17 protein-coding genes and 21 pseudogenes are annotated in these 20,524 nt (G+C 71.7%); 16 read left to right on the plus strand and 22 right to left on the minus strand.

The window, feature by feature from the left end; translation table 11 throughout:
* Positions 1-370, plus strand: a pseudogene (locus FF86_RS48525) (DUF4407 domain-containing protein); the annotation flags it as partial.
* Between the two features lies 1 nt (position 371).
* Positions 372-776, plus strand: a pseudogene (locus FF86_RS48530) (DUF4407 domain-containing protein); the annotation flags it as partial.
* A gap of 162 nt (positions 777-938) precedes the next feature.
* Here FF86_RS48530 and FF86_RS14370 read toward each other — a convergent pair.
* The 8 genes and pseudogenes from FF86_RS14370 to FF86_RS14390 all read right to left on the minus strand — a co-directional run.
* Positions 939-1,373, minus strand: a 435-nt coding sequence (locus tag FF86_RS14370) for a hypothetical protein (protein ID WP_242418764.1), incomplete at its 5' end; no start/stop codon positions are given.
* A 1-nt stretch (position 1,374) separates the two neighbouring features.
* Positions 1,375-1,472 (minus strand): annotated as a pseudogene (locus FF86_RS48535) (DUF3618 domain-containing protein); the annotation flags it as partial.
* 70 nt (positions 1,473-1,542) lie between these two features.
* The coding region (locus FF86_RS48540; protein ID WP_242418783.1) for a phage holin family protein at positions 1,543-1,668 on the minus strand (126 nt) is incomplete at its 5' end.
* 1 nt (position 1,669) lies between these two features.
* A pseudogene (locus tag FF86_RS48545) lies at positions 1,670-1,966 on the minus strand (phage holin family protein); the annotation flags it as partial.
* 259 nt (positions 1,967-2,225) lie between these two features.
* Positions 2,226-3,335, minus strand: a complete 1,110-nt coding sequence (locus FF86_RS14380; RefSeq protein WP_044886021.1) for a YihY/virulence factor BrkB family protein — start codon at positions 3,333-3,335, stop codon at positions 2,226-2,228.
* Positions 3,336-3,460: 125 nt separating this feature from the next.
* A partial coding sequence (locus FF86_RS48550; RefSeq protein WP_396229885.1) for an alpha/beta fold hydrolase occupies positions 3,461-3,816 on the minus strand: 356 nt, incomplete at its 5' end.
* Position 3,817: 1 nt separating this feature from the next.
* A pseudogene (locus FF86_RS48555) lies at positions 3,818-4,345 on the minus strand (alpha/beta fold hydrolase); the annotation flags it as partial.
* A 406-nt stretch (positions 4,346-4,751) separates the two neighbouring features.
* On the minus strand, positions 4,752-5,261 hold the full coding sequence (locus FF86_RS14390; RefSeq protein WP_009741028.1) for an MSMEG_0572/Sll0783 family nitrogen starvation response protein: 510 nt from the start codon (positions 5,259-5,261) through the stop codon (positions 4,752-4,754).
* 472 nt (positions 5,262-5,733) lie between these two features.
* Between FF86_RS14390 and FF86_RS63685 the strand changes: the two genes are divergently transcribed.
* The 11 genes and pseudogenes from FF86_RS63685 to FF86_RS48600 form a co-directional block, all read left to right on the plus strand.
* Positions 5,734-6,619, plus strand: an 886-nt coding sequence (locus tag FF86_RS63685; RefSeq protein WP_304438143.1) for a metallophosphoesterase, incomplete at its 3' end; no start/stop codon positions are given.
* Positions 6,620-7,741: 1,122 nt separating this feature from the next.
* Positions 7,742-8,267: aminotransferase class I/II-fold pyridoxal phosphate-dependent enzyme (locus FF86_RS48565; RefSeq protein WP_242418784.1), on the plus strand; the 526-nt coding region annotated here is incomplete at its 3' end.
* A gap of 1 nt (position 8,268) precedes the next feature.
* Positions 8,269-8,872 (plus strand): annotated as a pseudogene (locus tag FF86_RS48570) (DegT/DnrJ/EryC1/StrS family aminotransferase); the annotation flags it as partial.
* Positions 8,873-8,880: 8 nt separating this feature from the next.
* Positions 8,881-9,646 (plus strand): NAD(P)-dependent oxidoreductase (locus tag FF86_RS14405; RefSeq protein ID WP_242418765.1); only part of this gene is annotated, 766 nt, incomplete at its 3' end.
* A 1-nt stretch (position 9,647) separates the two neighbouring features.
* A pseudogene (locus tag FF86_RS48575) lies at positions 9,648-9,742 on the plus strand (epimerase); the annotation flags it as partial.
* A 1-nt stretch (position 9,743) separates the two neighbouring features.
* Positions 9,744-9,858 (plus strand): annotated as a pseudogene (locus FF86_RS48580) (epimerase); the annotation flags it as partial.
* Positions 9,859-9,860: 2 nt separating this feature from the next.
* Positions 9,861-11,204, plus strand: a complete 1,344-nt coding sequence (locus tag FF86_RS14410; protein WP_082121968.1) for an MGDG synthase family glycosyltransferase — start codon at positions 9,861-9,863, stop codon at positions 11,202-11,204.
* Between the two features lie 255 nt (positions 11,205-11,459).
* On the plus strand, positions 11,460-11,863 hold a 404-nt coding region (locus tag FF86_RS48585), incomplete at its 3' end, for a DMT family transporter (RefSeq protein WP_304438144.1).
* A 1-nt stretch (position 11,864) separates the two neighbouring features.
* Positions 11,865-11,985, plus strand: a pseudogene (locus FF86_RS48590) (EamA/RhaT family transporter); the annotation flags it as partial.
* A gap of 1 nt (position 11,986) precedes the next feature.
* Positions 11,987-12,154: pseudogene (locus FF86_RS48595) on the plus strand (EamA/RhaT family transporter); the annotation flags it as partial.
* A 1-nt stretch (position 12,155) separates the two neighbouring features.
* Positions 12,156-12,634, plus strand: a pseudogene (locus FF86_RS48600) (EamA/RhaT family transporter); the annotation flags it as partial.
* A gap of 222 nt (positions 12,635-12,856) precedes the next feature.
* Here FF86_RS48600 and FF86_RS48605 read toward each other — a convergent pair.
* From FF86_RS48605 to FF86_RS48615, 3 genes and pseudogenes are all read right to left on the minus strand, one after another.
* Positions 12,857-13,044, minus strand: a 188-nt coding sequence (locus FF86_RS48605) for an NrtR DNA-binding winged helix domain-containing protein (RefSeq protein ID WP_396229886.1), incomplete at its 5' end; no start/stop codon positions are given.
* A gap of 1 nt (position 13,045) precedes the next feature.
* Positions 13,046-13,157 (minus strand): annotated as a pseudogene (locus FF86_RS48610) (DNA hydrolase); the annotation flags it as partial.
* A gap of 1 nt (position 13,158) precedes the next feature.
* A pseudogene (locus FF86_RS48615) lies at positions 13,159-13,539 on the minus strand (NUDIX domain-containing protein); the annotation flags it as partial.
* A gap of 179 nt (positions 13,540-13,718) precedes the next feature.
* On the opposite strand from FF86_RS48615, the pseudogene FF86_RS14425 reads away from it, so the two are divergent.
* Positions 13,719-14,749 (plus strand): annotated as a pseudogene (locus FF86_RS14425) (SPFH domain-containing protein); the annotation flags it as partial.
* Positions 14,746-15,669: an inorganic polyphosphate kinase gene (locus FF86_RS14430; protein ID WP_044885961.1), complete on the plus strand. Its 924-nt coding sequence runs from the start codon at positions 14,746-14,748 to the stop codon at positions 15,667-15,669. The pseudogene FF86_RS14425 and the gene FF86_RS14430, both read left to right, overlap by 4 nt.
* Before the next feature lie 204 nt (positions 15,670-15,873).
* Here the strand turns inward: FF86_RS14430 and FF86_RS14435 are convergent, their stop codons facing one another.
* From FF86_RS14435 to FF86_RS14450, 5 genes and pseudogenes are all read right to left on the minus strand, one after another.
* The gene (locus FF86_RS14435; protein WP_044885962.1) at positions 15,874-16,095 is read right to left on the minus strand and encodes a hypothetical protein; all 222 of its coding nucleotides are present in this window, start codon (positions 16,093-16,095) and stop codon (positions 15,874-15,876) included.
* Positions 16,096-16,889: 794 nt separating this feature from the next.
* Entirely contained in the window at positions 16,890-17,132 is a 243-nt protein-coding gene (locus FF86_RS14440) for a DUF397 domain-containing protein (RefSeq protein WP_055866801.1), read from the minus strand.
* Positions 17,129-17,769: DUF5753 domain-containing protein (locus tag FF86_RS14445; RefSeq protein ID WP_242418766.1), on the minus strand; the 641-nt coding region annotated here is incomplete at its 5' end. The genes FF86_RS14445 and FF86_RS14440, both read right to left, overlap by 4 nt.
* A gap of 1 nt (position 17,770) precedes the next feature.
* A pseudogene (locus FF86_RS48620) lies at positions 17,771-18,121 on the minus strand (helix-turn-helix domain-containing protein); the annotation flags it as partial.
* A 69-nt stretch (positions 18,122-18,190) separates the two neighbouring features.
* On the minus strand, positions 18,191-18,466 hold the full coding sequence (locus FF86_RS14450) for a hypothetical protein (protein WP_044885965.1): 276 nt from the start codon (positions 18,464-18,466) through the stop codon (positions 18,191-18,193).
* A 196-nt stretch (positions 18,467-18,662) separates the two neighbouring features.
* Here FF86_RS14450 and FF86_RS14455 point away from each other — a divergent pair, with 196 nt between their 5' ends.
* Positions 18,663-18,941 (plus strand): hypothetical protein, encoded by a 279-nt coding sequence (locus tag FF86_RS14455; RefSeq protein WP_044885966.1) that lies wholly within the window; start codon positions 18,663-18,665, stop codon positions 18,939-18,941.
* On the opposite strand, the pseudogene FF86_RS66455 reads toward FF86_RS14455, so the two are convergent.
* From FF86_RS66455 to FF86_RS66460, 6 pseudogenes are all read right to left on the minus strand, one after another.
* Positions 18,929-19,502, minus strand: a pseudogene (locus FF86_RS66455) (flotillin); the annotation flags it as partial. The gene FF86_RS14455 and the pseudogene FF86_RS66455 overlap by 13 nt on opposite strands.
* 1 nt (position 19,503) lies before the next feature.
* Positions 19,504-19,604, minus strand: a pseudogene (locus FF86_RS48625) (hypothetical protein); the annotation flags it as partial.
* Position 19,605: 1 nt separating this feature from the next.
* A pseudogene (locus tag FF86_RS48630) lies at positions 19,606-19,665 on the minus strand (hypothetical protein); the annotation flags it as partial.
* A 1-nt stretch (position 19,666) separates the two neighbouring features.
* A pseudogene (locus FF86_RS48635) lies at positions 19,667-19,711 on the minus strand (hypothetical protein); the annotation flags it as partial.
* A 1-nt stretch (position 19,712) separates the two neighbouring features.
* Positions 19,713-20,089 (minus strand): annotated as a pseudogene (locus tag FF86_RS48640) (flotillin family protein); the annotation flags it as partial.
* A 25-nt stretch (positions 20,090-20,114) separates the two neighbouring features.
* Positions 20,115-20,344: pseudogene (locus FF86_RS66460) on the minus strand (hypothetical protein); the annotation flags it as partial.
* Positions 20,345-20,524 lie beyond the last annotated feature (180 nt).

Raw genomic sequence — 20,524 nt, forward strand, 5'->3', positions numbered from 1 at the left:
AGCAGCGGGTCCTGCGCGACGACCTCGCCGCCCGCCAGCATGCGTTGGACGGCGCCCACGCCCTCGTCACCGGCAAGACCGCCGAGGTGAACTGCCAGCTCACCGGGGGCGACGGCTGTCTGAGCGGCGAGGGGCCGGTGTACCGGATCAAGCTCGGCGAGCTCGGCGCCGCGACCACGGCGGTGACCACCGCGACCGGCCAGCGCGATGCCGCCCAGGCCCGCCTGGATGCCTTCGACCAGTCCCGCGACACCCGTCGCGCGCACTTCCGTGACCAGCAGACCGCCACCGTCGACGCCGCCGACGACCTGCTGATCCGGGAGAAGGCGTTCTGGCGGCTGACGGCCGCCGACCGCTCCGTGCTGCTCTGNCGGACGGTGCTGACCCTGTTGCTGCTCGGCATCGACCTCGGTCCGCTGATGTTCAAGCGGACGCTGGAGCAGACGGAGCTGCGGCGCCGGGAGCGGCTCGTCCAGTGGCAGGGGGAGACCACCGACGAGGTCGACGCCCTGCAGATCGGCCAGACCGCGCGTCGCCGCGGAGAGCTCGCCCAGGCCCTCGCCGAGGGCGCCGCCGATCGTTACGGCCAGTACGTGCGGCGCCGGGACGAGATCGGCACCTCGCTGCGGGTCGCCGCCGATCTCGCCGACGCGGACGTCGGCCGCGAGCAGATCCGCATCGACCGGGACAGCCGGATCCGCGACCTGCGCGTGCGGTACCGCGTGCCGGACCCGGCGCCGGCGCCGGACCCCGCCGACCGCTCCGCGCCGTCCTGAACCGCCGCGCCGTCCTGAACCGCCGCGCCGTCCTGAACCGCCGCGCCGTCCTGGGCAGGACCCAGCCGTCCTGACCGCCCGGGGCATGGCAACGCCCGGGCACGTGGGGTCAGTCCCGCACGTGCCCGGGCGTCCGGTGGCCGGATCTCCCGGCGAGGGTCGTCAGTCGAGCGTCTCCGTGCCCTGGCGCCGGTGGCGCAGCACGATCAGCAGCAACGCGAGCAGCGCAGCCGTAGCCGCGGCGGTGGAGCCGGTGGCTCTGGGGTTCGCGGCGGCCTTCTGCCGGCCGGCGTTGACCGCCCCGCCCGCGGTGTCGCGCACCTGGCTCACCTTCGCCGCGACCTGCGGGTGGGAGTCGAGCTGGCGGTGGACCGTCTGACTGGCGGAGCCGGCGGTGTCTCTGGCCCGCTGTGCGGTCGCCGCGACCTGCGGGTGCGCGTCGAGCTGGCGGCGCACCGTGGCCTTGGCCTGGTCCGCGGTCTGGCGGGCCTTTTCGGTGGCGGTACCCGTCGTCGCGGCCACCTTCGGCCGCACCGACTCGGTCGCCGAGCTCACTCGGCGCCGGAGGTCCTGCGCCGTGCGCCCGGCCACCTTCTGNGGGCTGACGCGGTCGGAAAGCTCGTCGAGATCGTCGCCGAGCCGGGCCCGGGTCGCCTCGATGTCGGACCGGATCTCATCCGGACTCGTGCTGGTCACTGCCCACCTGGCCTTTCAGTCGGTATCTGCGCTGGTGAAGTCCGAGCCGTGCACGGGGAGAAGGAGGGGCTTACCTGCGTCGGCTCTGCGCCCACTGGACGTCCTCGCGCAGCGTCTCCACGGTCTGCGTCGGGGCCGGGTGGACCCTGCGAACGGTGGAGCGACCCTTCAGCGCCAGCACCGCGGCGACGGCGCCNAGCACGACGGTGACGATGAGAGCCGCCCAGCCCAGCGCCATCACCTCCCCGAGCCCGAACATGACGGCAAGCAGGGCGAACAGCAGCGCGAAGTACCCGGCGCCGCCGGCGCCGGCGAACATGCCGGCCCCCTTGCCGGCCTTCTTCGCCTCCTCGCGGACCTCCGCCTTCGCGAGGGCGACTTCCTGTCGGAACAGGGTGGAGATGTCCGTGACGACCTCGGAGACGAGCTGCCCGGTCGAACCGCGGCCCCCGGAGTGTCCCTCCCCGTCCTGGCGCGCGGTCGGCTGTCCGGCGNGGCTGCTGGTCGTGGGCGGGGCGGTCGTGGGCGGGGCGGCCGGGGNGCGCAGCACCTGGGTCGACTCGTCCGGCGCGGCCATGTCGACACCGCCCCGGTACGCGGTAATATCATTCGGGTACGGATCGGCAGTGACGTCCGGCTGTTGACGGTATGTGCTCGTCATGGGTTCTCCTCGCGGGTTCTCCTGGTGGGGCGTCCGCGTGGCGGCACCCGTGGAACATCGTGTGGTCTGCGGAATTCCCCACCTTGGGCCGCTTAACCGCGCCTCTCGTGAGGCCTGAAACGAATACCCGTCCTGATCCGTTCGGCCGCGCCCGCAGGGCGGTCGTCGGCGGTCTCCCCATCCCGATCGGCCTCATCATCGGATTCCGGTCGGTCCCAGGGGCGGCGCACGCCGACGGGGGAGGCCTCCGGATAGGTCTCGGGCGCGGTGGCGCCGGTCGCCTCGCGGGCCGCCTCGGCGTTGAGCAGCGCGCCGATGAGCACGACCGTGACGGCGTAGTACAGCCACAGCATGAGGATGACCACGCCGCCGAGCGCGCCGTAGGTCTTGTTGTAGTGGCCGAAGGCGCGCACGTAGAACGAGAACGCCACCGAGGCGACGATCAGCGCCACGGTCGCGACCACGGCCCCGATCGACGCCCACCGCCAGTTCGCCGGGGTGTGGGCCGGCCCGAAGCGGTAGAGCGTGGCGACCGCGGCCATCACGATCAGCGCCAGCACGAGCCACTGCACCACCGTGAGCACCACCCGGACCGTCCCGTCCGCCACATGGTGGGACAGCAGGGAGCCGCCGGCGGTGATGCCGCCGACGACCAGCACCGCGACGACCACCCCGCCGAGGCTCATCGCGACCGCGAGCGCCCGCAGCCGGACCGGCCCCCGCGTCTCCTCCTGTTCGAAGGCCACGGTCACGGCCTTGATCAGGTTCTGCGTGCCGGAGGAGACCGCCCAGAGCACCCCCGCGAGGCTCAGTAGCAGGCCCAGACCGAGCCCGGAGTGGTTCGTCGAGACGATGCCGTTCAGCCAGTCCCGCAGCACCGTGCTCGTCGACGGCGACAGCGAGTCGGACAGGTGGGCGATCTGGTCGCTCACCGTCTGGGGGCTGGCGACCAGGCCGTAGACGGTGAGCACCGCGATGGCGGCCGGAAAGATCGACAGGATCGCCCAGAACGCCACGCCGCTGGCGATCAGCGGGATCGACAGGATGCCGAGCTGTGACTTCACCCTTTTCGCGACGGAGAGCCAGCCTCGCGCCGGAACGGACGTCGGGCCGTGCTCGGGCGGATCGACCTCCCGCACCGGCCGACTGGTCCGGCGCCCGCGGTCGTCGTGGCGGTGCCCGAGGAGGGCGGACGGATTCATGACGATCTCCACTGCCGTCGTGACATGACGGCAGATGTACCCGTCCGACCCTGGTCAACCCACCTTGCGGGCCGGCCCCCGGGCGCCCGCCCCGGCGGGGTCCTCGGTCGGTGCGCTCCCGGGGTTCAGTCGGTGCGTTCCTGGGGGGAGGAGTGCTCCCAGTCGGCCAGGATGGTGCGGATGCCCGTGACCAGCAACAGCGGCCGGTCGAGCATCACGTGGTGACCGGCGAGCGGGATCTCGATCACCGGCGCCACCCGGCCGAGCAGGTTGTACATCTGCACCCCGATGTCCGGCGTCAGCAGGCCGTACTCGGCCCGGAACAGTGCGACCCGGCAGTGCACCTTGCGCAGCACCTCCGGGGAGGGCGTGCGGTTGCCGAACACCTTCGGGTCGAACTTCCATGTCCAGCCGCCCTGCACCGAGCCGATCGACCCACGGGCGATGTGGTCGATGATGAACGGCAGCGAGCTCGGCTGGTNCGGAACCGTGCGGAACCGGGCGAGGGCGTCGGTCGCGGTGGGGTAGACCCGCAGTGGCCCGAAGGCGGTCCGGTCGCGGGCGGCCCGCTCCTCCGGAGTGAACTCCTGGACGGGGGAGTCGACGACGACGATGCCGGCGACCCGGTCCGGGTACTCGGCGGCGGTCATGATCGTGACCCAGCCGCCCATGCTGTGGCCGATGATGATCGGCGGCGAGGTGATTCCGGCGTGGTCGATGACGCCGATGACCTCCGCCGCCCACGTGTTCAGCGTGTAGTCCTCGCGCCGGTCGCTGTCGCCGTGGCCGGACAGGTCCAGGGCGACGACCCGGTACTCGCTGGGGATCAGGGGGGCGATGTGGTCCCACCACCCCGCGTGGGCGGCGCCGCCGTGAACCAGGACGATCGCCGGCCGCCCGGCCGCACCCCAGCAGCGGTAGCTGATGGTGGCGCCGGCGACCTTGGTCTCGTGCCGCTGCGGTCGGCTGTCAAGGGCGGCCTCGAACCAGGCCGGTGCTTCGTCTTCCATCCCAGGTCTCTGCCGTTCGGGTCGTGGGGCGGGTGGCTCCGGTCGCCGGCCGGGCGGCCTGCGACGTGTCCCACCCTGATACAACACCGCTTGCCCGGAGTTCCGGCCCTTCCGGGGCAGGTTGTCGGATTGACGATGTGTCACCTGGCACGCTGCGACGGAGTTGTGACGCGCACGTGACCTCCCGGGGAGCGGCGTGGACCGGCAGTGATCGGTCGACGGCCGGTCAGGCGTGGCCAAGGCCGGTGATGTGCCCGGCCAGCACGAGGGTGCGCACACCGTCGGGCCAGCGCAGCGTCACGCCCGTTCCGGGTAGCAGGAGGCCGCGTCTGGCCGAGGTCGCGGGNCCGGTCGGATGCTGGCGTTCGCCGGCATCGGGNGCATCCGGTCGGTCGGCACATATCGGTCAGAACATGAAGGTGGAGTTGATGATCGCGCCACGCCGTGTGTACTCGATGACGCAGTCCTGGATGTCCAGCGGATGCGCGGGTATCACCCCGTCGATGACGTCCTCCTCGCGCAGGCCGTGCAGCGACAGTCCGAACCGGCAGACGTAGACCTTTCCGCCCTCTTTGATGAACGTCTCGATCTGGTGATTGATGTTGTGCTCACCCGGAAACGCGGAATCGCCGGTGTGCGGAAACCCCCGGGTCGCCATCGTGTTCATCGCGCCGGGCCCGTAGAAATAGAGCACGGACTCGAATCCTTTACGCAGGGCGCGGGTGGCCTGCAGTATCGCGACGAAGCTGACCGACGACTCGTGCGCGATCCCGTGGATGAGGGTGAGGTAGCACTCGCCGTCGCGGGCCTGGTAGTCTGGGAAGATCTTGGTTGATCCATACAGGTTGCTACCCGGTGGAAGCGCCGGATGGGGAACCTCGTTGAGGCTCTGCCGATCGTTCTCCGTCAGCTCCATGAACGCTCCTCGATCGGGACCGGGACGTGACCACGCGGATCGCCTGTCGTCGGTCTAGCCGGAGCGCCGCCGGTCGTCGTCGACGACAAAACGCGGGACGGTACCGGCGGTCGGCACGTTCCGCGGAGATCCCCTCGATGCACGGGTTGCAGTCAAGCACCTCGCCGATTCCCGTGTGCGACGAACACGACGATCCGCGACGNAGCCCGCGCTTTCTGGTCCCGGTCTGGCCGCGGCGGACCAGGCGGCATTGCCCGTCGCCCTGATTGACTCTTTCTTTGCGACGATTGACCGGACTGGGGTGTTTTGCGCACCACCTGTCGGCACCAGGCCGAACCGGCGATGGTTCGCCGATTTTCGGGCGATTCGTGCCTTTGTGGCGGTCGAGGCCCGCCAGCCGGCGCCGTTGCGCCGCGGACCGCGGACCGCGGATCGCCCAGCAGCGCAACAGCGGACCGGGGATGCTGGTGGGATGCGATATGCCGTGCTTGCCGACCTCCATGGCCGGCCGGGGGCGCTGCGGCGGATTCTCGCCGCTGCCGCGGCGGCGGGCGCCGACGAGATCGTCTGCCTCGGTGACTACCTGGAGGCGAAGGTCCCGCGCCGCTTGCACGATCCCTCGCGGTTCTGGCCGCTGGAGCGGGTCGTCGACCCCGATCCGGCGCTGTGGGCGCGCCTCGCCGGCATCCGCCGGGTGCTGGGCAACCAGGAGCTGCGCATCCACGAGCTGCTGCGGCCCGAGCAGGTACCCGCCGACCTCGCCGCGCTGCTCGACGCGCCCGAGCGGGATCGTCTGCACGGCCTCGTGGGTCTGCACGGCCATCAGATCCGTTGGTCGACCGGCCGCGCCCAGCCCGCCGACGGCCCGGGCGAGCCGGTCGGGACGGCAGCCCACGGCGTCATGGACGGACGGGACCTGCTCGTGCCGGTCGCCGCCGACGTCCCCCGGGTGCCGGTCGTGGTGGTGGGGCACACCCACCAGGAGGCCATGTTCGAAATCGTCTGGTCGGACACCGCCCCCGACGGCGATGCGGCGGATGGCCCGGAGGCGGGGCTGGTGGGGCTGGCGGCAGTCGTGCGGGCGCTGCCTCCCATCGAGCCCGGTCGGCCGGTCTCGGTGCCTCAACCGGTCCCGGTGCCTCAACTGGTCCCGGTGCCTCAACTGGTCCCGGTGTTCCGGCCGGACCGCGGGGGCGGCCTCGCGGTCGTCGGCCCGGCAAGCGGACCATCACCCGTCCCCGGTCCGGGCGGCGCGGGTCCGGCCGGCACGGATTCCGCCGGTGTGGGTCCGGCCGGCGCTGCCACGCTGGTGGTCAACGTCGGGCCCGCCCGGGGCAAGCCGTCTCACTGGATGTTGTNCGACACGGACCGTGGCGAGATCAGCTTCCAGCGGGCGGTTTGATAGCTAATCGTCCATTGTCAAGCACGTTGGGGCGTCGGAGGGCAAGAGTCGGATGTTAGAGACTTTGGTCCTGTCGCGTCCGACAGATGGGGGTCGTACACTTTCCCTTAGTCCCGGTGAAGTTCTGCACCTGCGTTCCCCCCGTACGCCAGGTGAGGTGGCTTCACCGGGACTTCTTGCGTGCGAGTGTGTGCGGAGCGTTCCCAACTCGGAGCGTTCCCAGGCCGGAGCGTTCGCCTCTGTCGGCGGTCGCGGGATGGCGCCGTGTCGCCGCCCACCCCCGCGGGGTGAATCCTGGCCCCCAGGTCCACGCGCCGACGCCCCCGTCCACGTCCGGCGACCACCGTCGGCGCGATCTCCCGGTGGTCGGCTGGCGCGCTGCCCGCCCCGCCGATCAGCCTCTCCCGGCGGATGTCCCCGATCGGGCGATCCCCGTCTCGCGGAGTGACACGTCACCGCGCCGGTCTGGCCAGGGGCCCCCGGTGAGTCAGGCCCGCCCCGCTCGCGACCGGTGGCGAGAGGGTGACTGACTGCCACAACGGGTATCGGAGGCGCGACGATGCCCCGTGCGCCCGGCGGCGTTCCGGACCGTCGGCAGGGAGGGAGGGGGGCACCCACGACCGATCACCGTCCGTCCTGGAGTGCGTGTCGTCGGCGATGTGGATGAACGACCCGACGGACGGCGTCGCTTTGCCGACAGGTTCGGCTACGTTCGGATAGATGTGAGATGTTTCGTAGATAACCAGTGTGGGCCGTAGCTGCGCCGTCGACCGGGGTCGATAGCCTGTTTTGGGCATGTACTGACAAAGCTGGGCGTTACATCCGGACGAGTTGGAGGGGGCGCGGTCGCGTCGGCGGGAGGCCGGCGTAATCCGGGGCCGTGGGGTCGCGAGGGTCGCGGCCGCCAGGGGAGTTCCGCATCACGGCGATGCCGTCTCGCGGATGCCCGCGGACCCGACATTGCGGCTGGGCCGCGGTGCCGGGCGACCGGGGTCCGCGCATCGGCGTGTCACCGCGATACGGGGCATCCGGAGCAGTGCCCGCTCACACGGATAACTCGGAAGGCAGGGGTGTACAGGTGCATGTCCCCGCGGCGCGCATCGTCTTCTCACCGGAGGATCGCGCGGAGATCGCGTCGGCCACGATCGAGATCCTTTCCACCGGCGCGATGACCTTGGGTGCTCATACCGACGAATTCGAGGCGGCATTCGCCGCCGCTCACCGGGCCCCGTTCGCGGTGGCCGTGAGCAGCGGCACAGCCGCACTAGAGATCATTCTCCGAAGTCTGGACGTTCAGGGCGCGGACGTCGTCGTTCCCACCAACACATTCGCCGCGACGGCCTTCGCGGTACTCCGGGCCGGGGCCACCCCGGTCTTCGCGGATGTGAGTCCGGACACCTTCGCGTTGACCGTCCGTGACGTCGAGGCGGTCGTGACTCCCAACACCCGGGCCGTGGTGCTGGTGCACATCGGCGGACTGATCGCGCCGGATGTCGCCGAGCTGGCGGCGTTCTGCGCCGACCGGGGCCTCGCGCTCGTCGAGGACGCGGCGCACGCCCACGGCTGCCGCCACGGTGAGGGATACGCCGGCTCCTTCGGGGTGGNGGGCGCGTTCTCGTTCTATCCCACCAAGCTGATCACCAGTGGCGAAGGCGGGATGATCGTCACCGCCGACCCGGCCATCCACGAGGCCGCGCTGATCTACCGCGACCAGGGCAAGGCGGGCTTCCTCGGCAACACCCACATCAAGCAGGGCTACGCCTGGCGTCTCAGCGAGATGCACGCCGTCGCCGGCAAGGTGCATCTGCGCCACCTCGACGAGTTCCTGACGACCCGTGCCGCCGTGGCCGCCCGCTACGATGCCGCCCTCGACGCCCTCGACGGCGCCGGCCGCCTGCGGGTGCCCGCGGGCGACGTCTGCAACTACTACAAGTACATCGTGCTGCCCCGACCCGGCATCGACCGGGCGCGGCTGAAGAAGGAGCTCAAGGAGCGCTACGGGGTCTCGCTCAGCGGTGAGGTCTACGAGGCGCCGCTGCACCAGCAGCCCGTGTTCAGCGACTACGCGGGCCGCTCGCTGCCGGTCGCGGAGGACCTGTGCGCCCGGCACGTGTGCCTGCCGATCCATTCCGACATGACCGACGCGGAGGCTGACCACGTGGTCACCTCCTTCGCCGCCGCGCTGGCGAGCCTGGACCTGGACGGGTGAGCGTGAGCATGAAGATTGCCGTTACCGGAGGCTCGGGGTTCATCGGCAGCCACGTCGTGGACCGGCTCCTCGACGCCGGCCACGACGTCCTCTCCCTCGACGTCGACTCTCGCCCGAGCGACCCGCGGGCGACCAGCCGGCAGGTCGACGTGCTCGATCTGCCGGGGCTGACCGCGGCGCTGGCCGGGGTCGAGGCGGTGTTCCACGTCGCCGGGATGTCCAATGTGGACTTCGCCTACGCCGACCCGGCGCGCACGGTGCGTCTCAACGTCGAGGGCACCGGCAACGTCTGCGAGGCGGCCCGGCAGGCCGGCGTCGGGCGGGTGCTGTTCGCCAGCACCGTGTGGGTCTACGGCGCGGTCGGGGAACGGGCGGATCCGGCGCCGCTCACCGAGGACGCCGAGATCACCCTCGGGCGCGCCGGCCACGTCTACACCTCGACGAAGCTCGCCGCCGAGCTGCTGCTGCACAGCTACCAGCAGACCTACGGGCTGCCCTTCACGATCCTGCGCTACGGCATCCCCTACGGCCCCGGCATGCGCGACGAGCTGGTGCTGGCCCGGTTCGTCCGCAAGGCGCTCGACGGCGAGTCGCTCACCGTCGCCGGCGACGGGCAGCAGTTCCGCAACTACGTGTTCGTCCGCGACCTCGCCGATGCCCACGTGCTGGCGCTGCGGCCCGAGGCGGAGAACGCCACCATCGCCCTGGAGGGCGCCGAGGCGGTCAGTGTGCTGGAGATGGCGCAGGCGGTGTGCCGCCACTTCCCCGGCACGGNGATCGAGCACGTGCCGGCCCGGCCGGGCGACTTCCGGGGCCGGGAGGTGTCGGCGCAGCGGGCGCTGGAGCTGCTGGGCTGGCGACCGACCACCCNGTTCACGGACGGGGTACGGCAGTACATCGAGTGGTACCTGGCAAACCGACGGCCCCCGGCGCAGGCCGTCCAGCCCGTCGACGACCTAGACGTCTCCGCGGCGTCCTCGGAGTAACCATGGCGCAGATCGGCGGTATCACGGTGAGCGGACCATCCGACAACGGCGATCCGGCGGCGACCGTCGCCCCCCCGACCCGACCCTCCACGGAGGGTCGGCCGGCGGGGGTGGCCTCGGCGGTCGGGCGTCCCGGCGACGACAAGGCGCCCGACCGCGGCGGACCGGTGATCAACGGCCTCGCGGTGGAGGAGGCCGCGGCCGCGGCCCTGCTCGCCGGGGCTGGGGCACGACAGCCGGCGACTCGTCGCGGATCGGCGCTGCTGCTGTCCGGCTCGCTGGGCATGGGGCACGACGTCATGGCCGAGGCGTGCGGGGCGTCGCTGGCGCGGCGCGGGTTCACCGCCCGGACCGCCGACAGCCTGCGCATGCTCGGCGGGCGCAACGGCTCCCGTGGGGAGAAGGTCTTCCGCGGGATGATCGCCGTGCCGGGCCTCTACGACGCCGTGCACTTCTCCCAGATGCGCACCGGCGGCCGGTTGGCCCTGGCGATCGAGCGGGCGTCGAGCCGCTACGTCGTCCCGGCGCTGCGCCAGGAGCTCACCGAGCAGCCGACCGATCTCGTCATCTCCATCTTCGCCACCGGCGCCGCGGCGACCAGCCGGGTCAAGCCGGAGTTCCCCGGCCTGGTCACCGCGGTGTTCTCCACCGACTGTTGCGTGCACCGGCTGTGGGTGCACGACAACACCGACCTGTACCTGGTCACCTCGCAGACTGCCGCTCGCTACGTGCGGCGGTTCGCGCCGGGTGCGCTCGTCTCGGTCGTGCCCACCCCCGTGCGCGAGCCGTTCTACGACCCGCCCACCCAGGAGGAGGCGCGCGCGGCGCTCGGCATCCCGGCCGACGCCCCGTGTGTGCTGCTGATGTCCGGCTCCTGGGGGCTCGGGCCGCTGGTCGAGGGTGCCGCGGCGATGGCCGCGGCGGGGATCTACGTGCTCGCGGTGGCCGGGCGGAACAAGCCGCTGGCGGCGCGGCTGACCGCCCTGGCCGAGCGGCAGCACAAGGTCATCCCGTTCGGCTTCACCGACCGCATCCCGGCGCTGATGGCCGCCAGCGACCTGGTCGTCACCTCCTCCGGGGACACCTGCAGCGAGGCGCGGGTGATCGGCCGGGACCTGCTGCTCATCGACGTCGTGCCGGGGCACGGCCGGGACAACCTGCAGAAGGAGCTTGAACGCGGGCATGCCGAGGTCACCAACACCGACCCGGTGTCGCTGACCCGCTCCGCGCTCGCCTGCCTCGACCGGGTCAAGCCCCCCTCGGACCGGGTGGCGATCGGGCCGCAGGCGTGGGAGCAGGCGTTCGGCTCGGCGCTGGCGCAGATCGGCTTCGGTGCCCACTGGTGATTCGGTGCCCACTGGTGAGACGCGTCGGCGGTGGGACGCAGCGGCGTCGGGCGGGCGCGCGTCCGGCCCGGGACGTTCCACGCGGCCCCCGGTGTTGACTCGGTCAGAGGTTGTCATCTCGGGTGTGGGCCCGGAGTGGCGGGGGACGAGTGAGGCGGCCAGCGCATGGGCAGGGGCAGGGTCAGGGGGATCCCGGCATGAACGGCGGGATCCGGACGCGAACGACGGCACGCCCGTGACCAGGATGGCGCGCGTATGAGCAAGGCGTTGGCGCTCGGCCTGCCCACCGCGATGGTGTCGGCCGCGCTGTACGGGGTCGCGCCGCTGGTGCAGGCGCGGGCCGCCCGGCGCGAGGAGGAGAGTTCCGGCCTGGGGCTGGGACTGCTGGCCCGGCTGGTGCTGCGCCCGTTGTGGCTGCTCGGGCTCGCCGTCGAGGCGGCCTCGTTCCTGCTGGAGGTCTACGCCCTCTCGGTCGCGCCGGTGGCGATGGTCGCCCCGGTGATGGCCCTCGATATGATCATCTTCACGTTACTGGCCCAGCGGGTGCTCGGTGAACGGATCAGCCTGACGGGCTGGCTGGGCGTCGGCTCGATGGTCGCCGGGGTCGGCCTGCTCGCCTACGCCTTCGCGCGCCGTGCCGAGGTCGGCAGCGCGGCCAGNACGGACGTCCTGCTGGCCTTCCTCGTCCTCGGCCTGATCTTCGCGCTGGTGTGCGCGTTCCTTGCGAACGTCGCCGCCGCCCGGAACATGATCGCCGGCGCGGCGTTCGGATTCGGCGCGGNCGCCGGCGTCTGCTATGCGATCGCCACCCTCGCGACCCGTCAGATCGGCCTGGCGGTCAACGATCGCCGCGAGGGCCAGTCCGCGCTGGCCGACCTGCTCACCACCCCGACGCCGTACGTCCTCGTGCTGTTCTCCGTGCTGGCGCTCGGTCTGCAGCAGCGCGGGCTNCAGGGCCGGGCGGCGGTGATCGCCTTCCCCGTGACCAGCGGGGTGTCCGCCTTCCTGCCGGTCACCCTGGGGCTGACGCTGTTCGGCGAGCCGGCCCCGGACGGCGCCCATCGGGTGGCGTTCATCGTCGCGATGGTGATGGTGGCCGCCGGCATCGCCGCCCTCGGGCGCGACCGGATGGCGGCCAACCGTTCCGTGGACGAGCTGGAGGGCGCCGCGGCGCGCCCCGACGGGCCGGATCCAGGCCGCCCGGATCGGGCCCGGCCGGATTCGAAGCGGGCTGATTCCGACCGGCTGGACCCGGAGCGGCTGGACCCGGAGCGGGTGGACCTGGAACGCGTGGACCTGGAACGCGTGGACCTGGAACGGGTCGATCCGAGGCGCTCCGAGCGGGTGGACTCCGACCTCGGGCGGCGTTCTCGCCACGGCGACGACCCGTGGAAGCCACCGGGCCGGGGAGACGGCGGGCCTGGCGCCGCNCTGCGGGAACTCGGCTGACCCGCAGGGGCGCCTGGCCGGGGCGACGAACTGTCACCAACGGCGCGGACCGGCACGGTCGTTAACGCTGATGGCATGAGCCTAAACTTATAGTGACGCCGCATGTGCTTTCGGTGAGATAGTCGAGGTGGCCGGCCGCCCGGGTTCACCCCCCGATCGCCCGGGCGCCCGGCCGTCTCCCGCCCGCGGCAACCTATGCCCGCTCAGGGTAGCCGCGGGACGGGCCGGAGCATCGCGGGATGCAGCACCGTGGCGTCGCCCCGGCGGTACAGCTCCGCGGGCCGGCCGCCGTCCCGGGTCGTGAAGCGCCCGGTCGGGACGAGGAAGTCCGCGGTCCCGGTCACCTTGCGGTGGAAGTTGCGGGGGTCCAGCCGCGAGCTCCAGACCAGCTNGTAGATCCGGCGCAGCTCCGCCACCGTGAACTCGCCTTCGCAGAAGGCCGTCGCCACCGCGCTGTACTCGATCTTCGCTCGGGCGCGTTCCAGCCCGTCCGCGAGGATCGCCNCATGGTCGAAGGCCAGCCCGGACCCGCCGCCAGCGGTCGAGACCGGCTCCCATCGGCTCGCGGCGGCGTCCGTGCCGGCGATCGGCGTGCGCGACTGTGGCGCGAGCGCCAGGAACGCCACCGTGACGACCCGCCCGCGGGGATCGCGATCCGGCGCGCCGTAGGTCGCGAGCTGTTCGAGATGCGCCGGCGGGTGGCGTAGCCCGGTCTCCTCGGCGAGCTCCCGCACGGCCGCCTCGGCCAGATCCTCCCCCGGCCGGACGAAGCCGCCCGGCAGGGCCCAGCGGTCCCGGTAGGGCTCGATCCCGCGGCGCACCAGCAGCACCTGGAGCTGCTCCTCGCGGACTGTCAGCAGGACCAGATCGACGCTGAGCGCGACCGNCACGACGTCCGGCGGCAGCCTGCCCGCTGCGCCGCCGCCGTTGGCGTGGGCGGTCGTGGCGGCGGATGACTCCAGTGGGGACGGCATGCGGGGAACCATACTCGTCAGGTTGACGAGAACTGCGATCCCGGTTTATCGTCATGTCGACGATAAAGAGAGGACCTTCTCATGGCGGACNTCAGCCGGGCGCCGTTCCTGTGCCACCTGCGGGGCACCCCCACCGCGTACATCCGCCACCAGCGCGGCACGGCCGTCGCCCACGAGGGTGTCGGCCTGGTCTTCTGGTATCGGCCGCGCACTGCGGTGATCAGTGAGGTGCCGGTCGACGACCGGGAGCTCGCGGTGCTCTTCCACGCGCGGACCGCCGACTTCCAGGACGTCGCGGTGCAGGCCACCGTCACCTACCGGATCGCCGACCCGGTGCTGGCCGCCACCCGCCTCGACTTCGGTATCGACCCCGAGCTCGGCACCTGGCGGGAGAAGCCCCTCGACCAGCTCGCCGGGATGATCAATGAGTCTGCCCAGCAGTACGCCTCGGACCTGCTCGCGCGCACGTCGCTCACCACCGCCCTCGCCGAGGGGGTGCCGGTCATCCGGGCGCGGGTGACCGACGGCCTGCGCGCAGATGCCCGCCTGGTCCAGACGGGGGTGAGTGTGGTCGGGGTGCGGGTGGTCGCCGTCCGCCCGTCGCCGGACGTGGAGAAGGCGCTGCGCACGCCCACCCGCGAACAGATCCAGACCGAGGCCGACCGGGCCACCTACGGCCGCCGCGCGCTCGCAGTCGAGCAGGAGCGGCGCATCGCCGAGAACGAGCTGCAGAGCAAGATCGAGCTGGCCGTGCGAGAGGAGCGGCTCGTGACCCAGGAGGGCGCCAACGAGCAGCGCCGGATGACCGAGCAGGCGGCGGCGGCGCGCATCGCCGCCGCAGCGGAGGCGGAGCGGGCCGAGACGGCCGCCCGCTCGCAGGCCGAGCGGGTTCGGGTGGAGGCGGCGGCGCGGGCCGAGGCCGTGCGTCTGGTCGGGCAGGCTGAGGCCGACGCCGAGGCGGCCCGGGTCGCCGCGGTCACCGGTCTGGACACCTCGGCGGTGGTCGCGTTGGCGGTGCGGGACCTGGCTGACCATCTGCCCGCGATCGGGGCGCTCACCATCACCCCCGACGTGGTCACCGAGGCGGTCGCCCGGTTCGCCCGCGCCGGCACCCCTCGGTGAGCCTCGCCCCGCGCGCGGTGCTCGTGCACCGACGCACCGAGTACGCCGAATTGCTGGACCGGCACGGCACCCGCGGCCAGGCCGCGTTCTTCCTGGCCACCCGCGGGCGGGAGCTGGCCGAGGTGCAGGCCGCCCACGATGCCGCCGAGGCGGCCCGTCGGTCGGTCGCCGCGGCGATCCCGCCGCACTGGCGTCGCGGCGAGGTGGAGCGGTCCGACCTCGACCGGTTCCTGTTCGCTCCGGATGACGTGGTCGTCTGCGTCGGACAGGACGGGCTCGTCGCGAACGTCGCGAAGTACCTCGACGGCCAGCTCGTCCTGGGGATCAACGTCGAACCGACCCGCACGCCGGGTGTCCTGGTCCGGCACGCCCCGGGAGAGGCCGCCGCCCTGCTGCGCGCCGTCGAGGGATCGCCTGCGGACCCCGCCCGGGGGCTTGGTCGCCTGCTGCGCGAACTGACCATGGTCGAGGCCCGCTCCGACGACGGCCAGCGCCTCGTCGCGCTCAACGAGGTCTACGCCGGCCACCCCGGCCACCAGACCGCCCGGTACCGGTTGCGGGTTCCCGGCGGGGGCGCCCCGGTGACCGAGCGGCAGGCGTCATCCGGGCTGCTCGTCGGCACCGGCACCGGTGCGACGGGCTGGTGCCGCTCGGTGTGGGCGCAGCGGCGCAGCGAGCTTTCGCTCCCGGCGCCGACCGCCGGCGCGCTGGTCTGGTTCGTCCGCGAGGCATGGCCGTCACCGGCCACGGGCACCACCTGCACCGAGGGCCGCCTCGCCGGGCCGGCGCGGCTGGAGATCCTGGTGGAGGCCGATCGGATGGTCGTGTTCGGCGACGGCATCGAGACGGACACGATCGAGCTGTCCTGGGGGCAGCAGCTCACCGTCGGCGTGGCCGATCGTCGCCTACGCCTCGCCTAGCACGCACCTCGACGACGGTGCACCTCGACGACGGTGCACCTCGACGACGGTGCACCTCGACGACGGTGCGCCCCGACTGTCAGCCGCGGCGGCGAGCCCGGCGGCCTGGCCGGGAGGTCCAGGGGCGGCCAGGCCGGCGGACTGCGCCGGTCGCGGACGGGCCGGCCGGCGGACGACGCCGCCCGCCGGGCCTGGGCCGGCCCATCACACGCCGAAGCGTTCGAGAGCCTTGCGTACCCGGAGGTTCGCCTGCGCAAAGGTGATCTTCCCGTCCACGTACGCCGACAGTGCCGCGCGCCGAACACGTTCGACGCGCTGATCTTTCATCGGGGTGTTGAGCAGGTTGGTCGTGGCGGTGGCCACGGCAATCACCTCCCAGTGGCAGGGGAACAGGATGGTGCTACGCGTATGGATCTCGGAAGCCATGCCCGCAACCAGGGATCCGTCGGGGAAGCCGAATGCCCGGCGGATCCTGAGGTGGACCGACCGTGATCAGGCGTGAGGGAGTGCCCGGGGTGCGGGCGGGATGCGCCGTCCTCAGCTAGGACGGCGACGGGATGGCGGCTCCGCCGGCCACCGAGCCTGCCCGAGGCCCCCCCGCCGGCGGGCGACAACACGCGGCAGTGAGGACTGAGGCCGTACGCGCGGCCTGGTGGCCGCCGGGGTCGAGCGCCGCCAGCGACGCGGCCACCCGGACCGTGGCGTCGCGGTGCTGTACGCGGGTAGCCGTACCGTCAAATATGATCACAACGACTGCCCTCCTCCGCGTTGGGCGGGCATTCGCAGCCCGCGTGGCCCGTCCAGTGGGCGAAGGTGGCCGAGCGTCGTCCCATGCCGCCACGGCGCCGGGAGCGTCCGGTCCGCCTGCCCACCCTGCGCGATGGACGCCGCGGACGTCGTGCCCCGGAAATGCCACGACCACAACGGGACGAACACTTGAACAACGAGGACCGACTGAACATCTACAAGAGTGCGCGACCGGGGGGCGTTGCGCAAGAGCCAACCGGCATGTCGAGCGGCCGCCACCGCGCCGTCATGACAGGAACCTCGACCCGGTCGGGGTGGGAACGTCGACGTTGATCGGATCGTTCCGCCCCCTCCATCGGCGGCCGTTCCCGGCCCAGCGATCCCCCACCGGCCCGGGCGCATCCGGTGGAGGCGTCCGGGCCGGACCTGGCGCTGTCGGNCGCGGGGGGAGCGCAGGCTCGGACCAGGGCGGGTCAGGCCTGGCGGACCCGGGTTCGGTCGAACTCGCCGTCCCGCGCGCCGGCCAGGAAGGCGTCCCACTCGGCCGCGGAGAAGGCGAGCACGGGACCGCTGGGGTTCTTCGAGTCACGCACCACGATGCCCTCGCCCAGGGGAGCGACCTCCACGCACATGCCCCCCGCTCCGTTGCTGTAGCTGCTCTTGCGCCAGGCCAGCTCGGCGGGACCGCCCAGATCGGGCTTCGCAAATCTGGTCATTTGAGTTCCTTTGCGACGGAAATTATCATCTGTCTGGATTCTTCTGGCCGCAGGGCGGCGGCCAGAAGGTGATTCATCTTCAACTTATAGCGCCGGACTTCGGCGGCACGCTCGATGTAAAGGCTGCCGGCCGCCTCTTCTATATAGACCACTTCGTGGTCTTCCGAATCGGGGAATCCGAGTATGGAAAACGCGCTGCCCAGGCCGGCGTGTGCGCCGACCGCGAACGGCAGGACCTGGATTGTCACATTCGGGAGTTCGGACCGTTTGGCGAGGAAATCGAGCTGATCGCGCATGACCGCCCGACCGCCGATCTCCCGGCGAAGCACCGCCTCGTCCAGAATCACCCAGAGCCGGGGATGGTCGGGGGCGGTGAGCCGACGCTGCCGGTCCATCCGCAAGGCAATCTTGCGCTCGACCTCCTCCTCGTCGGCCTCCGGGTCATCGGCCCGGATGACCTGCCGGGCGTAGTCTCCGGTCTGGAGCAGCCCATGGACGAGCTGGGACTCGTACACCTGGATCGACGCCGCGTCACCCTCCAGGCCGATGTAGATCTCGAACCAGGCCGGGACGACATCGTGGTAGGAGTGCCACCAGCCGTGCCGGCGGGACTCCCGGGCCAACGCCATCAGGGCGTNGCGCTGCTCACCCTCCGTAACACCGTACAGGTTGAGCAGGTCCGACACGTCGCGGGTGCGTACCGGCACCCGCCCGTTCTCCATCCGGCTGACCTTCGAGACCGAGCAGCGCAGCAGTTGGCACACCTCGTCGACCGAGACGTCCGCCGCCTCTCTCAGACGCCGTAACTCGGCGCCCAGCCGCCGACGCCGCACAGTCGGACCGCCGCTTGTGGCCATCGCTAGTCCTTCGGTCTGCTCGGAGTGATGGGTGCATCCTGCCACTGGATCGCCACTCCTCATACACAGTGCACTGCTATGGGTAGCGGAACTCTTACAGAAGCTCATGCAGACGGTCGAGGCAGGAGCCATGCCGCGAGTCTTGGTTTACTTTGAGTGGCGAGCACAACCCGCTGGGTGAGAACTTGGTACGGTGAGGAATCACGGGGAGTAGTCGATGGCGATCGCGCGGGGTCCGAGGCGTCGATCCGGCGACCATGCCTGGACGACCGGCCGGGCGGCGTCGGTCCTGCTGCACGCCCCCACCCCTGCGTCCACCCCTGCCACCCCGTCCATCCCCGCCACCCCGTCCGTTCGGGACTTTCGGGCGGCCACGCCCATGGCGTGGCCCGCCATCGCGAGGGCTGTGGCTTCGCGGCCGGCGATCAGGCGGTCCACCGCCACGCGGTCGGCGGCGACCAGACGGTCGACGACCACGTGGGATGTCGGCGCGCTGGCCGGCGGCGGTGAGGGCGGACGTCGACCGCCGGCTCCGGGCGGGTGGGCGTCGAGCCCCGCCCGGAGCCGGCCAGCCCACCATCGCGGGTCGGATCGACGCCTCCCCGGGCGTGACCGCGCACCGTGGACAGCTCCACGGTTCTCATTATTCGGTAATTGGCTGAAAGGCGTGACAATGGCGACTCGCCGATTCCAGGTCTACGACGGCGATGGCGAACTGGTGGCCACCTTCCTGGAGTGGGAGGCGGCGCACTCCTGGGCGCACCGTCGCGCCGGCGAAGCAGGGACCCGAAATCCTGTTCAGGTCGAGGATCGGGTTGAGCGGCGGACCTGGACGATCGAGGCCGATCAATGCCGGCTCACGGTGTGGCGGCGCCGCGTGGAGTACGGATACTGCGGCCGGCCGGAGGCGCGTCCCGTCGCTGCCGGCCGTAAGCACGTCTACGTCTCCTGAACGGGCCTGGCGGTCGCGATGCCGGGGTGTTCGGCGCTGGCGGCGGTCTCCTGGCCGTCGGCGGCGTAGGCCGGCTGCCGGACGCCCGCGCGCAGGGCCTCGAAGATGGCCACGCCCTGCCCGACGAGTCCGCTGGCGATCTCACCGATGCCCTCGGCGCCGTTGAGCACCGTGACGTTCGCGCCCGCCAGCCCCGAGGCTGCCTGCCGGACGATCTCCGGAAGCTGGTCGATGAGCATCCGGTCGAGTGCAACCCGGTTGTGCGACGCGGCGGCCTCCGCCTGGATCCTCATCTTCTCGGCCTCGGCGAGGGCGAGGACGCGGACCCGCTCGGCCTCCGCCTCCGCGGGCTTGACGACCTCGGTGACGAGCTGCTGCTGGCGCAACTGAGCCTCGCGTTCGGCCAGCTCGGTCCGCGCCGCGGTCACCGCCACCTCCGCCTGGGCCTGCGCAAGCGGCCCGGCCTGTGCGGCCTCGGCCTGGGCTCGGTCGATCTCCGCTCGGTACTGGGCCTGGACGATGGAGGTCTGCCGGGCGTACTCCGCCTGCGCCCGCTGCGAGNGCTGCTCGGCCTCGGCGGCGGCCTGGTTGGCCTCGGCCTGGGCGATCTGCGCCTGGCGCTGGATGGCGGCGTTGTGCGGCGCCGCGATCGCCGCGATGTAGNCGAGTCTGCCGTCGTCGATGGACTGGATCTGCAACGCGTCGACGGTCAGCCCGATCCGGGNCATCTCCGCCTTGGACCCGTCGAGTACCTCGGTGGCGAGCTTCTGNCGGTCGCGGATGATCTCCTCGACCGTCATCGAGCCGATGATCGAACGCAGGTGGCCGGAGAAGATCCGCCCGGTCAGCACGGCCATCTGGCCCTGGTCGGACAGGAAGCGCTGGCCGGCGTTGACGATGCTCTCGCTGTCGTTGCCCACCTTGAAGGCGATCACGGCGCGGACGTTCAGGGAGATGCCCTGGTAGGTGACGCACGTCTCCGTGACCTCGGCCTCGCACATCGCCAGGGTCAGGAAGCGCACCTTGCGGAAGAACGGCAGAATAAATCCGCCGTGACCGGTGACCACCTTGAAAGGCATCCCACCGCGGTTCTTCCCACCCGAGATCAGCATCGCCTGGTCGGGTGCGGGGACTCGGTAACCAAACACGCCGCGAACCTTTCGTCAGAGATCNCCGCCGAAGACGGCGGCGGGATCCAGCCACGGCACCACCTCGACGGTCCGAGGCCCGCGCGTCCCGATGACCAGCACGGATGCGCCCTTGGGTAGCGGAGTGTCGGACAGCGCGAGGAAAGTTTCGATTCCGCCGCGGACCCGCACCACCACCTCGCCCGGCCCGGCGTCACCCCGGGTGCCCACGATGAGCGCGCCGACGCGGCCGATGACGGACGGATCGCCCACCATCCTCGAACCTCCTCCTCGCACGCGGCGGGCGCGGAAGGCCATGGCTGAACGGTCGTTGCAGGCGAGAAGAGACTACAAGTCGCCATCCTTGGGATCAGGGGCTTGTCGCTGTCGACTTCTGTATTGACCAAACGCTGATCGTCTGGAGCAGCCCGATCGGCGCTGGCCGCATATTCGCCC

It is taken from the genome of Frankia sp. CpI1-P (assembly GCF_001421075.1).
Classification (GTDB): domain Bacteria; phylum Actinomycetota; class Actinomycetes; order Frankiales; family Frankiaceae; genus Frankia; species Frankia torreyi.